Below are 15,844 nucleotides of genomic sequence, written 5' to 3' on the forward strand. Positions count from 1 at the left end.
GTAAGACCCCTTGTAGACGACGAGGTAGATAGGTTGGAGGTGGAAGTGCAGCAATGCATGGAGCTGACCAATACTAATCGGTCGAGGGCTTATCCAATAAATATAAAATGTAGATTCGTTTCGTATCTAGTTTTCAAGTGATCAAACACTTGAACGTTTGGTGGCGATAGCGGAGGGGTTCCACGCGTACCCATCCCGAACACGACCGTTAAGCCCTCCAGCGCCGATGGTACTTGGACCGAAGGGTCCTGGGAGAGTAGGACGTTGCCAAGCGAAGAACCACTGTTGATAAATATCAACGGTGGTTTTTTTGTTTTATTCAAACCTTTGGATTGGAATGTTCTATTTTTGATCCAATTCAGGGCCTGGCAACCTAAGGGTAGTTCCTCCTTAGTTTCATGTATGAACCCGAACGATTTTGGACATCCCACCAATGGGGTGTCTTTTGCATATGTTGTCCGCTTCAAGTGGACATGTATTTGCCCCTGCAAGACAAGGGCGATTCCTCTCATTTTTACCAGACTGATTACCTTGACAGCTTCGAGTGGGCTTTGCTAAGATGGCAATAATATATTTTCAGAAACGATTTTCAAGCCTTGTTGCATAAGGATTTTAACAAATAAATTACATGACAAATGAGGGGGAAATTACGAAGTGTGGGAACAAAAATTTGCTAAAGAAGGATTTACGTTTGACGATGTTTTGCTGGTACCCCGGAAGTCCGAAGTGCTGCCGAAGGAAGTCGATGTGTCCACGAGATTAAGCGATTCGGTTAAGCTGAACATTCCTTTGATCAGTGCAGGGATGGACACGGTAACGGAAGCTGCCCTGGCGATTGCGATTGCACGTGAAGGCGGCATCGGCATTATTCACAAAAATATGTCGGTTGAACAGCAAGCGGAGGAAGTGGATCGGGTTAAGCGTTCCGAGAGCGGCGTTATCACCAATCCTTTCTCACTGACAGCCGATCATCTCGTATCCGATGCAGAACAGGTCATGGCGAAATTCCGGATTTCGGGTGTTCCGATTGTGGACGAGCATAACAAACTGATCGGGATTCTTACAAACCGCGACCTGCGCTTCGTTCATGATTACAGCATTAAGATCTCCGAAGTGATGACTCGTGAAAACTTGGTAACTGCCCCAGTAGGTACGACGCTTCAAGAAGCCGAAGTCATTCTGCAGCAGCACAAAATCGAAAAGCTGCCGCTGGTTGATGAGAACAACACATTAAAAGGTCTTATTACCATTAAAGATATTGAGAAAGCCATTCAGTTTCCGAATGCGGCAAAAGATGCGCAAGGACGTCTGCTTGTAGGCGCGGCAATCGGTATTTCGAAGGATGGTTTGGATCGGGCCGCAGCCCTGGTCAAGGCTGGCGTTGACGTCATCGTCGTCGATTCCGCGCACGGCCATCATATCAACATCTTGGATGCGGTTCGCCATCTGCGCAGCTTGTACCCGGATCTTACGATCATTGCAGGCAACGTGGCTACGGGCGAGGCAACACGCGACCTGATCGAGGCGGGTGCTTCGGTTGTCAAAGTCGGTATCGGACCGGGATCGATCTGTACGACGCGCGTTATTGCCGGTATCGGCGTGCCGCAAGTCACAGCAATTTACGATTGTGCTTCGGTAGCCAAAGAATACGGAGTGCCGATCATCGCAGACGGCGGTATCAAATACTCCGGTGAAATTACAAAAGCACTTGCAGCCGGCGGCCATGCCGTTATGCTGGGAAGCTTGTTTGCGGGAACGGAAGAGAGCCCTGGGGAATCGGAAATTTACCAAGGCCGCCGCTACAAGGTTTACCGCGGCATGGGCTCTATGAGTGCCATGAAACAAGGCAGTAAGGACCGTTACTTCCAGGACGACGACAAGAAGCTCGTTCCGGAAGGAATTGAGGGCCGCGTCGCTTATAAAGGTCCTTTGTCCGACACGATTCACCAATTGATCGGCGGTCTCCGCTCGGGTATGGGCTATTGCGGAACGAAAAACCTGCAGGAGCTGCGTGAAGATACCCAATTTATCCGCATCACGGGTGCGGGTCTTCGTGAGAGCCATCCGCACGACGTGCAGATCACGAAAGAAGCTCCAAACTACTCGTTGTAATATTCGACACGGTTTGCACAAAACCAACATCTTCTTGTACAGACAGGCCTAAATTAGGCCTGTCTGTCTTTTTTTGCAGTATACCCTGTGTTAGAATAGACAAGTAAGATTTAAGGGCAAGAGGGGAGTTAACAATTCATTGAGTAAGAAATGGAGCAAGTTGGGGAAACCATCTTCGCACAAACGCAAACGTCACTTTGTCAAAAAGAGCGTAGCCTCGGTTATGCTATTGAATATGTTAATGCTGTCCGCTCTACCGGCCATGGCTTTGGCTGAGGGAACAACAGCAACAACGACCACTACGAATACCGCATCGACTACTACGGCCAGCAAGGTGCCAAGCGTATCGTCTTTGCAGCTTCAAGTGAAATCCGCCGTGTTGATCGAACCAACGACAGGGCAAGTCCTCTTGTCGGTGAACGCAGATCAACCACTGCCGCCAGCGAGTATGACCAAGATGATGACCGAGTATCTCATCACGGATATGGTCAAAAAGGGCAAGTTTAAATGGGACGATGTCGTAACAGTAAAGGAAAATGCGGAAAAAACCATTGGTTCGCGTATTTTTCTGGCAGAAGGGGATCAACATACCGTAAAGGAATTGTACATAGCGATGGCGGTAGGCTCGGCGAATGATGCCACCGTAGCGCTGGCTGAATATGCAGCCGGGTCTGAACAGGAATTCGTCAAGCTGATGAATGAAACGGCCAAGAAGTTCGGGATGAAGACAGCTCACTTTATCAACTCCACAGGGCTTGACCGTGCGGATATGCCTGAAAAGTATCGCCCTACGGCTGAAGGGGAGACGGTTATGTCCGCGATGGACGCTGCCATTCTGGGCAAGCATATCGTTCTCGATCATCCGGATTTTGCTGAGTTCACGGCTATCCAATCTTATAAATTCCGTCCGCGCGATAAAAATCCGATCATCAATTGGAACTGGATGCTTGAAGCGAATAAGGATATTCCGAACTTTAAGGCTTACGCCTACCCGGGGTTGGACGGCCTTAAGACGGGTCATACCAATAACGCCGGCAACTGCTTTACGGGAACGGCCGAACGCGATGGGATGCGCCTGATCAGCGTCGTCATGGGAACGAAATCGGAAGCACAGCGCTTTACCGAGACCCGCAAGGTGCTTGATTACGGCTTCAACAACTTTGAGATCAAGCAGGCCGTGGCCGGCAAATCCAAGGTTGAAGGTCTGGACTCCGTTGAGGTCAAAAAAGGCGTCAAAACTTCGGTCGGTGTCGTAACGGATGCCCCCGTCTCCTTTATGGTACCTAAAGGCTCCGATGCCAAAGGCGTTACCTTCAAAACTCAGCTTGAGCCGGCGGACAAGCTTGTGGCTCCGATCAAGCAGGGAACCAAGGTCGGCACCATCACATATACCTATAAAGCAGATGGGATTGAGAAGCCTCAGACGAAAACCGTCAATTTGATCACATCGGACGAAGTGGAGAAGGGCAGCTGGCTGCGCCTGTTCTTCCGCGCCATTAAGGAAATGTTTGGTGATTTATTTGACGGAATCAAAAATCTTTTTTAAGATCAATATAAGATTTTTGCTTTAGTCCACCAAAGCAGCTCTGCAGAGTATGCAACCATCCTGCCATTCATAGGCAAGGGCGGATTACATGATATATATTTCGGGAGGCGTAAACCATTGGAAACGGGAACTTCGAGAGTTAAAAGAGGTATGGCTGAAATGCAAAAAGGCGGCGTCATCATGGACGTCATGAATGCCGAACAGGCAAAGATCGCTGAAGCTGCGGGCGCAACTGCCGTTATGGCATTGGAACGCGTTCCTTCGGATATTCGTGCTGCCGGCGGTGTAGCGCGTATGGCTGACCCTACGATCGTAGAAGAGGTTATGAAAGTCGTATCGATTCCGGTTATGGCGAAAGCCCGTATCGGTCATTATGTGGAAGCGAAAGTGCTTGAATCCCTCGGCGTCGACTACCTCGACGAGAGCGAAGTTCTGACGCCTGCCGATGAAGTATTTCATATCGACAAATGGGACTTCACCGTGCCGTTTGTTTGCGGCGCCAAAGACCTGGGAGAAGCGCTGCGCCGCATCGGCGAAGGCGCGTCGATGATCCGTACGAAAGGCGAGCCGGGAACAGGCAACATTGTTGAAGCCGTTCGTCATATGCGCCTGATCAACAGTCAAATCCGTAAAGTGCAAAGTATGTCGAAGGACGAGCTGTTTGCCGAAGCGAAAAACCTTGGCGTACCATACGACCTTCTGCTTGGTGTGCACGAGAGCGGCAAGCTGCCTGTCGTTAACTTTGCTGCGGGCGGCGTGGCTACCCCAGCCGACGCGGCGCTGATGATGCATTTGGGAGCCGACGGGGTATTCGTGGGATCGGGTATTTTCAAATCCGATAATCCAGAGAAGTTTGCCCGCGCGATCGTGGAAGCAACAACGCATTACCAAGACTACAAGCTGATTGCCGAAGTATCCAAAAACCTGGGTGCGCCAATGAAAGGCATTGAGATTTCGAAGCTGAGCCCGTCTGAGCGGATGTCGGACCGCGGCTGGTAAGAGAGAGAAGGCTGGACATATGAAAATCGGGGTACTGGCGCTTCAGGGTGCCGTAGCAGAGCATATTCGCAGCATCGAGCTGGCCGGCGCTGAAGGTATCGCCATTAAAAAGGTAGAGGAACTGGAGCAAGTTCAGGGCCTGATTATTCCTGGCGGCGAAAGTACGACCATCGGCAAGCTGATGCGGAAATACGGGTTTATTGAAGCGATTCGCCAATTTTCGGATGCAGGCAAGCCGATTTTTGGCACCTGTGCCGGATTGATCGTACTGGCGAAGTCCATCGAAGGTCAGGAAGAGCCCCACTTGGGGCTGATGAATATCACCGTAGCGCGCAATGCTTTTGGGCGTCAACGGGAGAGCTTTGAAACAGATTTGGACGTCAAGGGGATTGAGGAGCCGGTTCGTGCCGTCTTTATCCGTGCTCCTCTGATCCGCAGTGTGGGCGATGGAGTCGACGTACTGTCCTCCTATAACGACGAGATTGTGACCGCGCGAGAGGGCCATTTGCTCGCCTCTTCGTTCCACCCCGAACTGACGGATGATTACCGGCTCCATCAGTATTTTGTGGATATGGTAAAAGCCAGTCAAGCGTCTTAAATCAGCAGGATAAACGATGGTAACACGATGACACCTTGACTCTTTTGATGATATCTAAACGCTGCCTCATGGGTAAGCTTTAGGTAAAAGGTATTCCTCGGTTGGCGGCCTGAGCTGCGGTCCGAGGATACCTTCAAGGGGTCAGGGTTGTTTTTTGATTCACGCAGGTCTCATCATGGAAGTACGTCGCATAAGACGTTTTTCTTTTTAGGAGGAATTGTCCAATGTTGGATGTGAAAATATTACGCGGTGATTTCGCTAGAGTGGAGCAGGCGCTCAAAAACCGGAACAAGTCGCTGGATTTGATCGCCGGATTTCCCGAGCTGGATACCCGCCGCCGGGAGCTGCTGCAGGAGAGCGAGGCGCTGAAAAACCGCCGCAACACCGTTTCCGGTGAAGTAGCCAAGCGCAAAAAGAACGGGGAGAACGCCGACGAGCTTATTCTGGAAATGCGTCAGGTTTCCGATCAGATCAAAGCGATGGACGAGGAAGTGCGCGAACTGGAGGCGTCTATTTCTGATCTCACGATGGCCATTCCGAATATTCCGCACGAATCGGTACCGGTCGGCCAGTCCGAAGAAGACAATGTGGAGCTGCGCCGGTGGTCGGAACCGACAACGTTTGATTTTACGCCAAAAGCCCACTGGGATCTGGCCCAGGACCTGGGCATTCTTGATTTTGAAGCGGCAGCCAAGGTTACAGGTTCGCGGTTTACGTTCTACAAGGGGCTCGGTGCCCGTCTGGAGCGTGCGCTCATCAACTTTATGATGGATTTGCACAGCAGCGAGCATGGCTACGAAGAAATGCTTCCGCCTTATATCGTCAATGGGGACAGCCTGCGCGGGACCGGACAGCTTCCGAAGTTTGAAGAGGATCTGTTTAAAATCCGTGACACGGACTACTATTTGATCCCGACCGCTGAAGTGCCGGTGACCAACTATTACCGTGATGAAATTTTATCGGTGGAGGATCTGCCGAAGCATTTCGTGGCTTACAGCTCCTGCTTCCGTTCGGAGGCCGGTTCGGCCGGACGTGATACACGTGGCTTGATCCGCCAGCATCAATTCAATAAAGTGGAACTGGTGAAGCTTGTGCACCCGGATTCCTCTTATGAAGAGCTTGAGAAAATGACGGCAAATGCGGAGCGCGTTCTGCAGCTGCTGAAGCTGCCGTATCGCGTGATGGCGCTCAGCACAGGAGATATGGGCTTCTCGGCGGCAAAAACGTACGACCTGGAAGTTTGGCTGCCTGAGAGCGGAGCGTACCGGGAAATTTCCTCTTGCTCGAATACAGAGGACTTCCAGGCACGGCGTGCTAATATCCGTTTCCGTCCTGAGCCTAAGGCCAAGCCTGAGTTTGTGCATACCTTGAATGGATCGGCACTTGCCGTAGGACGGACCGTGGCGGCCATTCTGGAGAATTATCAGCAGGCGGACGGCAGCGTGGTCGTTCCGGATGTGCTTCAGCCTTATATGGGCAATGTTAAAGTTATTGTCCCTAAAAGCCAGGGTTGATATTAGCATTAAACTGTGGTAATATATTTTTGTTACGCGTTGCGTGACACTGATGTATTTTCCACGTGGAGGGGTACCGAAGCGGTCATAACGGGGCGGTCTTGAAAACCGTTAGGGCGCAAGTCCACATGGGTTCGAATCCCATCCCCTCCGCCATTTAAACAACCAATGACAAAGCCGATTCTGCTTATGCAGGAGCGGCTTTTTTTGTTTTTGCCAAACGGCGTTATCGCATAAAAAGAGCGCATCCTCCGCACATTAACAAAGGCAGGGGAGGTGTTCAATCATGAACCGAGACTTTGAATTGAACCAAAACAAATTGGTCCAAGCTTGGCAATCCCAGCTTCCTCAAACGCTTGACTCATCCGACCAGGCACAGGTGTTTGCCGACGAGGCAAATCCCCAGGCGCTGCGGATCCATATCGATACCGCGGGACGGTCGAAGTATTCATTCGACTTCCAGTGCTCCTACGTGGATACGCGGGAGGTTAAAGTGGATCTGGTGGATGTAGAACGCGAAGGACGCACGGTAGACGAACGCACGGATGTCATTCAGAATATGGCACAGGATTACACCCGCCAAATTCACGAGTGCGCCCAAGCCCTTCACGATTTGACGCATCACTCTTAAGAAGAGAGGGACAACGATGACCAAAGCCAAACCGGGTGTCGACAAAAATCTCAGCAATGTCGTCGAGGATTTAGATCAAACGGCAGTGAACAGCCATCAGGCAAATCAGTTGCAGCAGAAGCGAAATGATCGCAGGCATGAACAGGAAATCAATCATCAGCACACGATCGACCTGGAGCATCCGCATTCTTAATATTCTAATGTATACAGGGGGAATCGCCGATGAGTAAACCAAACGCTGTTCCGGTACCTGAAGCGCAAGAGCAGCAGCCGCGTAACCGGGACCGGGAGCGGTCCGGCATGCAGGAGCCGTTGTCCGGATCGAAGAAGGTCAAGAATCGGAATCATGTTAGTCATTTGAATAGAGAAGGGTCCTAAGGTCCCGTCTAAAAAGGCATCCGGCTAATAGCCAGGATGTCTTTTTTTGCGTTAAAAATGAAAATTCACCAAAAGATTTCCAAAAAAGGGTTCCGGTAACGGACGATATCGTTTATGATTACAAGGGGTATTTTTTTGCTTTTTAGAGACGAGAGGAGAGAGAGATTGTGATGAAGAAGAAATGGGCAGCCCTGATTCTTACGCTGGTCTTGGCAATGACCGTGGTGCTTGCAGGCTGCAGCAGCAAGAAGGAACCGAAGGAAGCGCTGGAGGCTTCGGCCGTCAACGCGATGAAAATGACATCGTACGAAATGAAGAGCAAGGTAACGATTAAAGATCTGCAGGTTACCAGTGCAAGTGCTGATAACGCCGCAGCCAGCCAAGTGATGAGCATGCTGAAAAATGCGGAATTGACGATCGATGGGGTATATCAGAACGATCCACAACAAACGGAGATGACGCTCGGAATTAACCTGAAGGGCGACATGTCCATGAGCTTTAACATTCCGATGGTAATGACCCAAGATAAATTGTACGTCAAAGTGCCTAGCATTCCGATGCTGCCACTGCCTGAAGACGTTGTAGGTAAATTCCTGGTACTCGATATGAAAGAGCTGGCGGAACAGCAGGGAACGTCCTTTAACCCCGACATGATGAATCCCGAAAAGACGAAGAAGCTCGCCGGCGAAATTATGAATACTCTGTTTACCGAATATGATGGTAAGAAATATTTCAAAGATGTTGCAGTTAAAGACGCGAACCTCCCGGATGGCGTGGATGCCAAGCAGGTCGTTCAATTCTATGTAACCAATGACAGCGTGAAAGAAGCGGCTGACATTCTGGTGAACAAGGCGCTGCCGAAAATCCTTGATATTATCAGCAAGGATGAGTACCGTGAGATGCTTGGCGTCAACCAGGAAGATATCGACCAAATGAAGAAGGATCTGAACTCGACCGACAGCAAGGATGAAATCAGCAAAGGTCTGAACGATCTGAAGAACTACCTGAAAGTTAACCAGTTCGAAGTCAACACGGCCATCAATAAAGATAACTTCCCTGCTTATCAGGGTGCTGTTATGAACGTGGAAATGAACGATCCGGAAACGAAGGACAACATGAAGCTGTCGCTTGAGGCGACGAGCCAATACAGCAAGATCAATGAGAAGCAAACCTTCAGCATCGGCATTCCAAAAGAAGCGGATGTTATTACGATGGAGCAGCTTCAGGAGAAAATGGGAGCTACGGCTTACTAAGCAAGCCCCGTACGAATCACAACAGCCCGGCCAGGGTTACTGGCCGGGCTGTTTGTTTTTGTCAGGCTTTGCCGCGCAGCTTACGGAAAAACTGGGTCAGCAGCCCGGCGCATTCCTCTTGCAGCACATCGGCAATGACCTCGGTGCGGTGGTTGAAGCGCGGCTCCTGCAGCAGGTTCATCAGCGTCCCGGCGCACCCCGCCTTGGGATCGTAGGTGCCGTAGACGACCCGCGGGATGCGGGACTGGACGATCGCGCCGGAGCACATCGGACACGGCTCCAGCGTGACGTATAGCGTGCAGTCCAGCAGGCGCCACGATTGTACGGCGATACTGGCTTCCCGGATGGCGACAATCTCGGCGTGGGCGGTCGCGTCCTGGGACGTCTCCCTTAAGTTATAGCCCCGCCCGATGATTTCCCCGTTACGGACGATGACCGCGCCGATCGGCACCTCCCCCAACTCCTCCGCCAATTTGGCTTGGTGGATCGCCTCGCGCATCCAGTGTTCATGACGGTCATTATCCACAGACTCATCCACATGAAGCGGATGTTTTGTTTGATTTTCCAACGTAAAAGTGCCTCCCTATACCGAATTTCGGCTTATTCAGCGAACAAGCATTCTATTGTTAACATGCTGTGCATAAAATTGTGGATAACTATTTGATTACGCACAGAATTATCCCCAATTTATTAAATGGTGCTGTGAATATGTTGATAAGTTGTGGACATGCTGCGTTATTTCGAGTTAAGCCGATCATTTTCGACAAGCTTTTCAAATATCGGCCTACAGAGTATGATGGAATAGATTATTCCAATTATCGCCAAGGCAAGATTAGAGGTGACCCGATGTGTCAATGAAGAAGAAACTGTCCCTCACCATGGCCGGTTCACTCTGTCTGATTTTACTTTTAAATATTATTCTTAGTTTGTACACAACGCAAGCCAGTTTACGCCGGGAAAGCGAACGCAAAATGATGCTGGCAGCCAGGCAGGTGGCCGCTTCCATTGAGCAGAGCCAGGAGAGCGCCGGCATGGTCGAACGCCAGATCGGGGAGCTTCTGCATGTGGCTGCCAAATTGGCTGCCAAAGAGCTGGACCCGGATATCCAGAACATTACGAACGAGCAGCTGGCCAAGCTGAGCAAGCAGGTGGGAGTCACCCATATCGCCCTGCTAGTCCGAACCGGTGATGATATTATCATTGCCAAGTCCTCGGAACCTGCTGAGCTCGGTCTCTCCACCAAAGACTGGGGATACTGGTATAAGGCGTTTAAGCAGCTCTTCGAGCAAGAACGCGTAACGATTCCGTACGGAGCGGCTGCCGACCATTTTTGGACCGGACCGTTTGAATATTCGAACTCCAAGCCGAACGTGATCGACAAATGGGGTTATTATTATGACGCCAAACGTAACTATATCATTGATCCGTATATTCGCACCGATTCCCTCCATCAGATCGGCACCCATATCCCGAGTCCGGAGGAGGTGCTCGACAAAACGAAGAAAATCAATGGGGAGATTCTTGAAATCAGCTGCATCAATCCGCAGACCTTTGCGGGCGTCCGAATGTCCGGACAAGGATATGTCCATGATAAGACTAAGCTGCATAATCGGCCGATACGCTACGGTACCTATACATATATCGACCTCGAAAACGACAACCAGGCTGTGGAGAAGGCGGCACAGACAGGAGCGAATGTCGTTTATGAAACGCGCATCGATGGTAAAAAGCTGTTAAAGAGCTTTATCCCTGTGAACAGTGCGTCTCAGGCATCCTACATCATCAGCATCGTCATGGATTATGCGCAAATATCCAAGGTATTGCAGAAGCAGCTTGTCTCTTATATATCGATTTCGGCCTTTCTGTTGATTTTATTCGTCATTGTAAGCTATAAGCAGGCCGGATATTTCATTCGGCCGATCGATGCGATTCTGGGTAAAGTGAAAAACGTCGCCCAGGGGCGCTTTGATACGCCGCTCGTCATCAACAGCAAGGATGAGCTCGGATTGCTTGCCGCCAAAATCAACACGATGACCGATAATCTGAGCAGCTATACCGACCAGCTCAAGCAGGCCGTGGAAGAGAACCGCTCGGTGAAAGAGCATCTGGAGTCTGTCATCCAGCAGACGGCGGATGCGATTCATACGACGGACCTTGAGGGGAATATCCTTCAGGTCAATCAAGCTTTTGAAAAGCTGTACGGCTGGTCAAGCGATGAAGTGGTCGGTAAGCGGATCAACCTGGTTCCCGGCCATTTGGAGGGGGAAGTGCAGGCAAGGCTCGACGCTTTAATGCAGGGCGAACAGCTGCCGGCAGTAGAAACAGTCCGAATCAGGAAGGACGGGACCCCTGTGGAGGTCAGCATCAGCACGTCCGCGGTCAGGGATCCGGAAGGAAAGGTCGTATCGTTCATCAGCATCTCAAGAGACATGACGGAACGCAACCGGATGGACGAGCTGCTCCGCCGGTCCGAGAAGCTGACCACGGTCGGGCAGTTGGCGGCCGGGGTGGCGCATGAGATCCGCAACCCGCTCACGACGCTGCGGGGATTCCTGCAGCTGCAGGAGTATAACAACCGAGTCGATCCGAAGCACAACCAGATCATGCTGTCTGAGCTGGAGAGAATCAATCTGATCGTGAGCGAATTTTTAATTTTGGCCAAACCCCAGGCTGTGCACTTCCGAAATAAAAATGTTCGTGATATTTTAGAGGATGTGCTGTCGCTGCTGAGCAGTCAGGCCAATCTGCACGGTATTGAGTTCGTGATGTCCTCCCAGACAGCCGAGACGGACGTTCACTGCGAGGAGAACCAGCTGAAGCAGGTCTTTATCAATTTGCTGAAAAACGCCATGGAGGCGATGCCTGAAGGCGGCGTCATCCATATCGAACTGTTCCGGCCGGACCCGGACCACCTCGGGATTACGATTACGGATGAAGGCGTAGGGATTCCTGAGCACCAGATGGAGAAGGTGGGAGAACCCTTTTTTACCAACAAGGAAAATGGGACAGGCCTTGGCCTGATGGTCAGCCAGCGGATTGTGGAGGGCCATAAAGGATCACTTCAGATCGAGAGCGCCGTTAACAAGGGCACTCAGGTTACGTTAACGCTGCCGGCGGCACGACCGGAGCATGGGGAAGGACCGGAACGGGAATGATCCGCACTTTTGTCCGGGGTAAACCATAAATGAGATGGGGTTATAAGCTTTGAGAATTAACAAATATATCAGTGAGACCGGGTATTGTTCCCGGCGTGAAGCGGATAAGCTGGTAGAGAGCGGGAAGGTGACGATCAACGGCGTTCAGGCGGTGCTGGGCAGCCAGGCGGAGGAAGGGGACGACGTCCGCGTCAACGGCCGGCCCCTGCAGGCGAAGAAGGAGACCCATGTCTATATTGCGCTGAATAAACCGGTTGGGATCACCAGTACGACGGAGCAGCATATCAAGGGCAACATTGTGGACTTCGTTGGCCATTCGGAGCGGATTTTTCCGATCGGCCGGCTGGATAAAGATTCTGAGGGGCTCATCCTTCTGACGAGTGATGGCGACATCGTCAATAAAATACTGCGGGCCGAAGGCAAGCATGAGAAGGAGTACATCGTCACGGTAGACAAGCCGGTTACGCCGTCCTTTTTAACAGGCATGGCCAGCGGGGTGAAGATTTTGGGTGAAATGACCCTTCCCTGCAAGGTGACGCGGATCTCGGAGCGGGTGTTCAAGATCATTCTGACCGAGGGGAAAAACCGGCAAATCCGCCGGATGTGCAGCGCCTTCGGCTACGAGGTGCGCAGACTGCAGCGGATCCGGATTATGAATATCCACCTGGGATCCCTGGGCAAAGGGAAATGGCGGGATTTAACGTCGCAGGAAAAAGAAGAGCTCGGACAGCTGCTGAATTACCGCCTCGGGTAGAGAGGGGCCAAGAGGCCTGATACAGGGTGAGGGCCTTAACCTATTATAAAAGGCCGGAAGCCCATTCCCTGAGACATGTGCCGTCTACTATCAAAAAGGCTGCTCCCTTTATCCAAAGGGAACAGCCTGTCCATTAGTTATCGTTATGCTATTTTTTATTCGTCGTTACCGGGATTTGCTCGCTGATATTCTGGTACTTCCGGATGATGGATACCTCGACGCGGCGATTTTTAGCACGGCCGGCAGCGGTATCGTTGGAGGCCACGGGCCGGAACTCGCCGAAGGCGGTGGAGGTGAACTTGGCCGGGTCGAGCTGCTTGTTGGTGAGCAGAATCTTCAGGAAGTTCAGCGCCCGGTTGGAGCTCAGGTCCCAGTTGGACGCGTACTCGCTGTTCGAGATCGGCATATTGTCCGTATGGCCGGACACGACGACGTCATACGTCGGGAACTGCTGCAGCATGCTGCTGATGGCGAGCGCCAGCTGGCGTGACTCAGGCTTCACCTGAGCGCTGCCTGAAGCAAACAGGGCGTTGTCGCTGATCGTGATCGTAAGCTGCGATTGGTTCAGTTTGGTATCCAGCTGGTTCGTCAGGCCGTTCGTCTTGATATATTGGTCCAGCTGCTGCTTCAGCTTCTCCAGGTCTTCCTGTTCCTGCTTGGCCAGCTGGGCTTTCTGTTTCTTGTCATTGTTATTCGTGACGATGCTCTCTTGGGAGTCTTTTTTGCCCTGGTCCATATTTTTATCCATCGGCATATTGGATCTGAAGTTGAGCACGCCGTTTCCGGTGCTGAGGGCATTGTTGAAGGCCTGGCTCATTTCCTCAAATTTCTTGGCGTCCGTGGCGCTCATGGAATAGAGAACGATGAACAGGGCCAGCAGCAGTGTCAGCAGGTCGGCATAGGGGAGAAGCCAGGATTCGTCGGCATGCTCCTCATGTGGTTCATGTCTAGTCTTCTTGGCCACCTGAACCATCCTCCTTCTCATTCATTTGAGCGCGCTCGGAAGGGGTTAAGAAGACGGATAGCTTCTGGCTGATCGCAATGGTGGATACACCGGATTGAATGGACAGCAGTCCTTCCACCATCATGAGCTTGAGCTCCACTTCTTTTTTGGACAGGCGTTTCAGCTTATTGGCGATCGGGTGCCACAGGACGTAACCGGTAAAAATACCGAGCAGCGTCGCAATAAAGGCAGCGCCAATCGCGTGGGCCAGCTCGGCCATATTCTCCATCTTGGTCAGGGCGGCGATCAGGCCGACGACGGCACCAAGCACCCCGAGGGAAGGAGCATACATACCGGCTTGGGAGAAGAGCAGGGCACCTGCACGGTGACGCTCTTCCGTCGCCGCAATATCTTCCATCAAGACGTCGCGGACGAACTCCTGGTCGTTACCGTCGATAATCATGCGCATACCGTTGCGCAGGAAGGCGTCGTCGATTTCTTCGACCTTGGTCTCCAGAGCGAGGAGGCCTTCCCGGCGGGTAATGGAGGCCCACTCCATGAACAGGGTGATGAGCTCTTGACGCTGCATGAGCTTTTGTTTGACGAAGGTCATTTTTAACAGCTTCGGGAACTTTTTGATCTCAGACATCGGAAAGCCAATAAACAGCGTAGCGGCGGTTCCGGCGAGAATAATGACATAAGCGGCGGGCGTCAGCAGGCTGACGATCGGGGCACCCTTCAGCACCATGCCGACTAGGACTGCAACCACACCGAGTATCAGGCCAACAATCGTTGAAATTTCCATTGCACACCTCATCCATGAGAAATAGAATTGAATCCTTTCGGAATCGACCGCGTTTACATCCATGCAACATGGTCGCTTTCACAAAAAACGGTTTATATTATTTATCGACACCATTCTCTTTTTTTTTAAGGGATATTTTCCGGTATAATGAAATGACAAGGTTCATCTGTCCTACAAAATCAAGTCGGAGCACCATACCCTGAAGGGAATAATCACAGCACAAACGGGTGACGAATGGCCCACTTGATGCCCCGACCCAGGGGCGCATGGAGCAGGGCATTCACCATTCACAATAATCGCTTATGGATCGTATGAGTAACTAAACTTCGATATTGGAGGGAACGGCATGGGTGTTAAGCATGGTCGTGACTATGACGGCATATTGACCGATTTGACGGCAGCTGTCGGGGAAATTCCGGACAGTTATTTATTTTTTGAAATGGCGGAGCAGGATTGGATGCAGCTGGGCATCGAAGAGAAACGTGAGGTGCATGAGGCGCTGGCGGAGGATTTGTTCTATGCGCTGGGAGCCGAACCTGTCATTACTGTTGGAAGCGGTGTCGTGATGTATGACAAGGACCATCACCGGATCAACCTCTTGATCGGAGACGAGGAGCTGACCGTAGTCTCACTGATATAGTCCCTGGGGCCGGATGGATTTTTTAAACCCGTCCATGGTAAGATATTATTCGTATGTACTCTCCTTGGAGAAGCATGATTACATTCAGGGTTGAATACAATGGGTAAAGGTTTTTCGCCCGAGCATATATTAATGACACATCCTGGTGAACCTCGGGGATGTTAGGTTTCAGGGAGGAACGGAAGAATGGTATATACGCAAGAAGAAGTAGAAACGCATTTGTCTAAGCTGGAAGGCTGGGAGCTTGAAGAGGGCCGCTGGATCGTGCGCAAATACGTTTTCTCCAATTTCATGAAGGGCATTTCCTTTGTGGATGAGGTTGCGGCCATTTCAGAGGCTTTTGGCCACCACCCCTTTATTACGATTGATTATAAAACTGTGACGCTGCGTTTGACTTCATGGGATGAAGGCGGGATTACGTCCCTGGATGTCAAGGAGGCTCACCAATTTAACGAACTGTTCGAAAAAATGCGTTCCGGCGAAAAAAGGTAACGAGAATAATGCAGCAAATAAAAA

16 protein-coding genes, 1 tRNA gene and 2 rRNA genes are annotated in these 15,844 nt (G+C 51.2%); 16 read left to right on the forward strand and 3 right to left on the reverse strand.

Going from position 1 to position 15,844, the window contains the following annotated elements; translation table 11 throughout:
• The 12 genes from C7820_RS32565 to C7820_RS32615 all read left to right on the forward strand — a co-directional run.
• Positions 1–97 (forward strand): 23S ribosomal RNA (locus C7820_RS32565); the annotation flags it as partial.
• A 59-nt stretch (positions 98–156) separates the two neighbouring features.
• Positions 157–273 (forward strand): 5S ribosomal RNA (gene rrf, locus C7820_RS32570).
• 381 nt (positions 274–654) lie between these two features.
• Positions 655–2,112, forward strand: coding sequence for an IMP dehydrogenase (gene guaB / locus C7820_RS32575; RefSeq protein WP_076176925.1), 1,458 nt, complete (start codon positions 655–657; stop codon positions 2,110–2,112).
• Positions 2,113–2,335: 223 nt separating this feature from the next.
• A complete protein-coding gene (locus C7820_RS32580; RefSeq protein ID WP_116234506.1) occupies positions 2,336–3,658 on the forward strand; it encodes a D-alanyl-D-alanine carboxypeptidase family protein in 1,323 nt (440 codons plus the stop codon).
• A gap of 117 nt (positions 3,659–3,775) precedes the next feature.
• Positions 3,776–4,657 (forward strand): pyridoxal 5'-phosphate synthase lyase subunit PdxS, encoded by an 882-nt coding sequence (gene pdxS / locus C7820_RS32585; RefSeq protein ID WP_116234507.1) that lies wholly within the window; start codon positions 3,776–3,778, stop codon positions 4,655–4,657.
• A 19-nt stretch (positions 4,658–4,676) separates the two neighbouring features.
• Positions 4,677–5,255: a pyridoxal 5'-phosphate synthase glutaminase subunit PdxT gene (gene pdxT / locus C7820_RS32590; protein WP_076176927.1), complete on the forward strand. Its 579-nt coding sequence runs from the start codon at positions 4,677–4,679 to the stop codon at positions 5,253–5,255.
• 224 nt (positions 5,256–5,479) lie between these two features.
• The gene (serS, locus tag C7820_RS32595) at positions 5,480–6,769 is read left to right on the forward strand and encodes a serine--tRNA ligase (RefSeq protein ID WP_089549444.1); all 1,290 of its coding nucleotides are present in this window, start codon (positions 5,480–5,482) and stop codon (positions 6,767–6,769) included.
• Between the two features lie 67 nt (positions 6,770–6,836).
• Positions 6,837–6,925 (forward strand) — tRNA-Ser (locus C7820_RS32600).
• Between the two features lie 130 nt (positions 6,926–7,055).
• Positions 7,056–7,400: a hypothetical protein gene (locus C7820_RS32605; RefSeq protein WP_076176929.1), complete on the forward strand. Its 345-nt coding sequence runs from the start codon at positions 7,056–7,058 to the stop codon at positions 7,398–7,400.
• Between the two features lie 16 nt (positions 7,401–7,416).
• A complete protein-coding gene (locus tag C7820_RS33640; RefSeq protein ID WP_181909266.1) occupies positions 7,417–7,593 on the forward strand; it encodes a hypothetical protein in 177 nt (58 codons plus the stop codon).
• Between the two features lie 29 nt (positions 7,594–7,622).
• On the forward strand, positions 7,623–7,778 hold the full coding sequence (locus C7820_RS32610; RefSeq protein WP_076176930.1) for a small acid-soluble spore protein P: 156 nt from the start codon (positions 7,623–7,625) through the stop codon (positions 7,776–7,778).
• A gap of 170 nt (positions 7,779–7,948) precedes the next feature.
• Complete coding sequence (locus C7820_RS32615) at positions 7,949–9,031, forward strand: hypothetical protein (RefSeq protein ID WP_116234508.1); 1,083 nt, start codon at positions 7,949–7,951, stop codon at positions 9,029–9,031.
• Positions 9,032–9,092: 61 nt separating this feature from the next.
• On the opposite strand, the gene tadA is transcribed toward C7820_RS32615, so the two are convergent.
• Positions 9,093–9,599 (reverse strand): tRNA adenosine(34) deaminase TadA, encoded by a 507-nt coding sequence (gene tadA / locus C7820_RS32620; RefSeq protein WP_256993036.1) that lies wholly within the window; start codon positions 9,597–9,599, stop codon positions 9,093–9,095.
• A 286-nt stretch (positions 9,600–9,885) separates the two neighbouring features.
• On the opposite strand from tadA, the gene C7820_RS32625 reads away from it, so the two are divergent.
• A complete protein-coding gene (locus tag C7820_RS32625; protein WP_309545796.1) occupies positions 9,886–12,186 on the forward strand; it encodes an ATP-binding protein in 2,301 nt (766 codons plus the stop codon).
• A gap of 49 nt (positions 12,187–12,235) precedes the next feature.
• Positions 12,236–12,940 carry a 23S rRNA pseudouridine(2604) synthase RluF gene (rluF, locus tag C7820_RS32630; RefSeq protein WP_116234510.1) on the forward strand — a complete coding sequence of 235 codons (705 nt, stop codon included), beginning with the start codon at positions 12,236–12,238 and terminating at the stop codon, positions 12,938–12,940.
• A 148-nt stretch (positions 12,941–13,088) separates the two neighbouring features.
• Here the strand turns inward: rluF and motB are convergent, their stop codons facing one another.
• Together motB and motA are read right to left on the reverse strand one after the other, a co-directional pair.
• Entirely contained in the window at positions 13,089–13,904 is an 816-nt protein-coding gene (gene motB / locus C7820_RS32635) for a flagellar motor protein MotB (RefSeq protein ID WP_116234511.1), read from the reverse strand.
• The gene (motA, locus tag C7820_RS32640; RefSeq protein ID WP_076176935.1) at positions 13,888–14,688 is read right to left on the reverse strand and encodes a flagellar motor stator protein MotA; all 801 of its coding nucleotides are present in this window, start codon (positions 14,686–14,688) and stop codon (positions 13,888–13,890) included. The genes motB and motA overlap by 17 nt, the downstream gene beginning before the upstream one ends.
• A gap of 346 nt (positions 14,689–15,034) precedes the next feature.
• Between motA and C7820_RS32645 the strand changes: the two genes are divergently transcribed.
• A complete protein-coding gene (locus tag C7820_RS32645; RefSeq protein WP_076176936.1) occupies positions 15,035–15,328 on the forward strand; it encodes a hypothetical protein in 294 nt (97 codons plus the stop codon).
• Between the two features lie 186 nt (positions 15,329–15,514).
• Positions 15,515–15,820 carry a 4a-hydroxytetrahydrobiopterin dehydratase gene (locus C7820_RS32650; protein ID WP_116234512.1) on the forward strand — a complete coding sequence of 102 codons (306 nt, stop codon included), beginning with the start codon at positions 15,515–15,517 and terminating at the stop codon, positions 15,818–15,820.
• The last annotated feature ends 24 nt before the right edge of the window (positions 15,821–15,844 follow it).

The organism is Paenibacillus sp. VMFN-D1 (genome assembly GCF_003386155.1).
Lineage (GTDB): Bacteria > Bacillota > Bacilli > Paenibacillales > Paenibacillaceae > Paenibacillus_AQ > Paenibacillus_AQ favisporus.

Coding starts and splice junctions, on each gene's coding strand:
- C7820_RS32580 (WP_116234506.1), top strand. CDS start 2,336: ATGCTATTGAATATGTTAATGCTGTCCGCTCTACCGGCCATGGCTTTG.
- pdxT (WP_076176927.1), top strand. CDS start 4,677: ATGAAAATCGGGGTACTGGCGCTTCAGGGTGCCGTAGCAGAGCATATT.
- serS (WP_089549444.1), top strand. CDS start 5,480: ATGTTGGATGTGAAAATATTACGCGGTGATTTCGCTAGAGTGGAGCAG.
- C7820_RS32605 (WP_076176929.1), top strand. CDS start 7,056: ATGAACCGAGACTTTGAATTGAACCAAAACAAATTGGTCCAAGCTTGG.
- C7820_RS33640 (WP_181909266.1), top strand. CDS start 7,417: ATGACCAAAGCCAAACCGGGTGTCGACAAAAATCTCAGCAATGTCGTC.
- C7820_RS32610 (WP_076176930.1), top strand. CDS start 7,623: ATGAGTAAACCAAACGCTGTTCCGGTACCTGAAGCGCAAGAGCAGCAG.
- C7820_RS32615 (WP_116234508.1), top strand. CDS start 7,949: ATGAAGAAGAAATGGGCAGCCCTGATTCTTACGCTGGTCTTGGCAATG.
- C7820_RS32625 (WP_309545796.1), top strand. CDS start 9,886: ATGAAGAAGAAACTGTCCCTCACCATGGCCGGTTCACTCTGTCTGATT.
- motA (WP_076176935.1), bottom strand. CDS start 14,688: ATGGAAATTTCAACGATTGTTGGCCTGATACTCGGTGTGGTTGCAGTC.
- C7820_RS32645 (WP_076176936.1), top strand. CDS start 15,035: ATGGGTGTTAAGCATGGTCGTGACTATGACGGCATATTGACCGATTTG.
- C7820_RS32650 (WP_116234512.1), top strand. CDS start 15,515: ATGGTATATACGCAAGAAGAAGTAGAAACGCATTTGTCTAAGCTGGAA.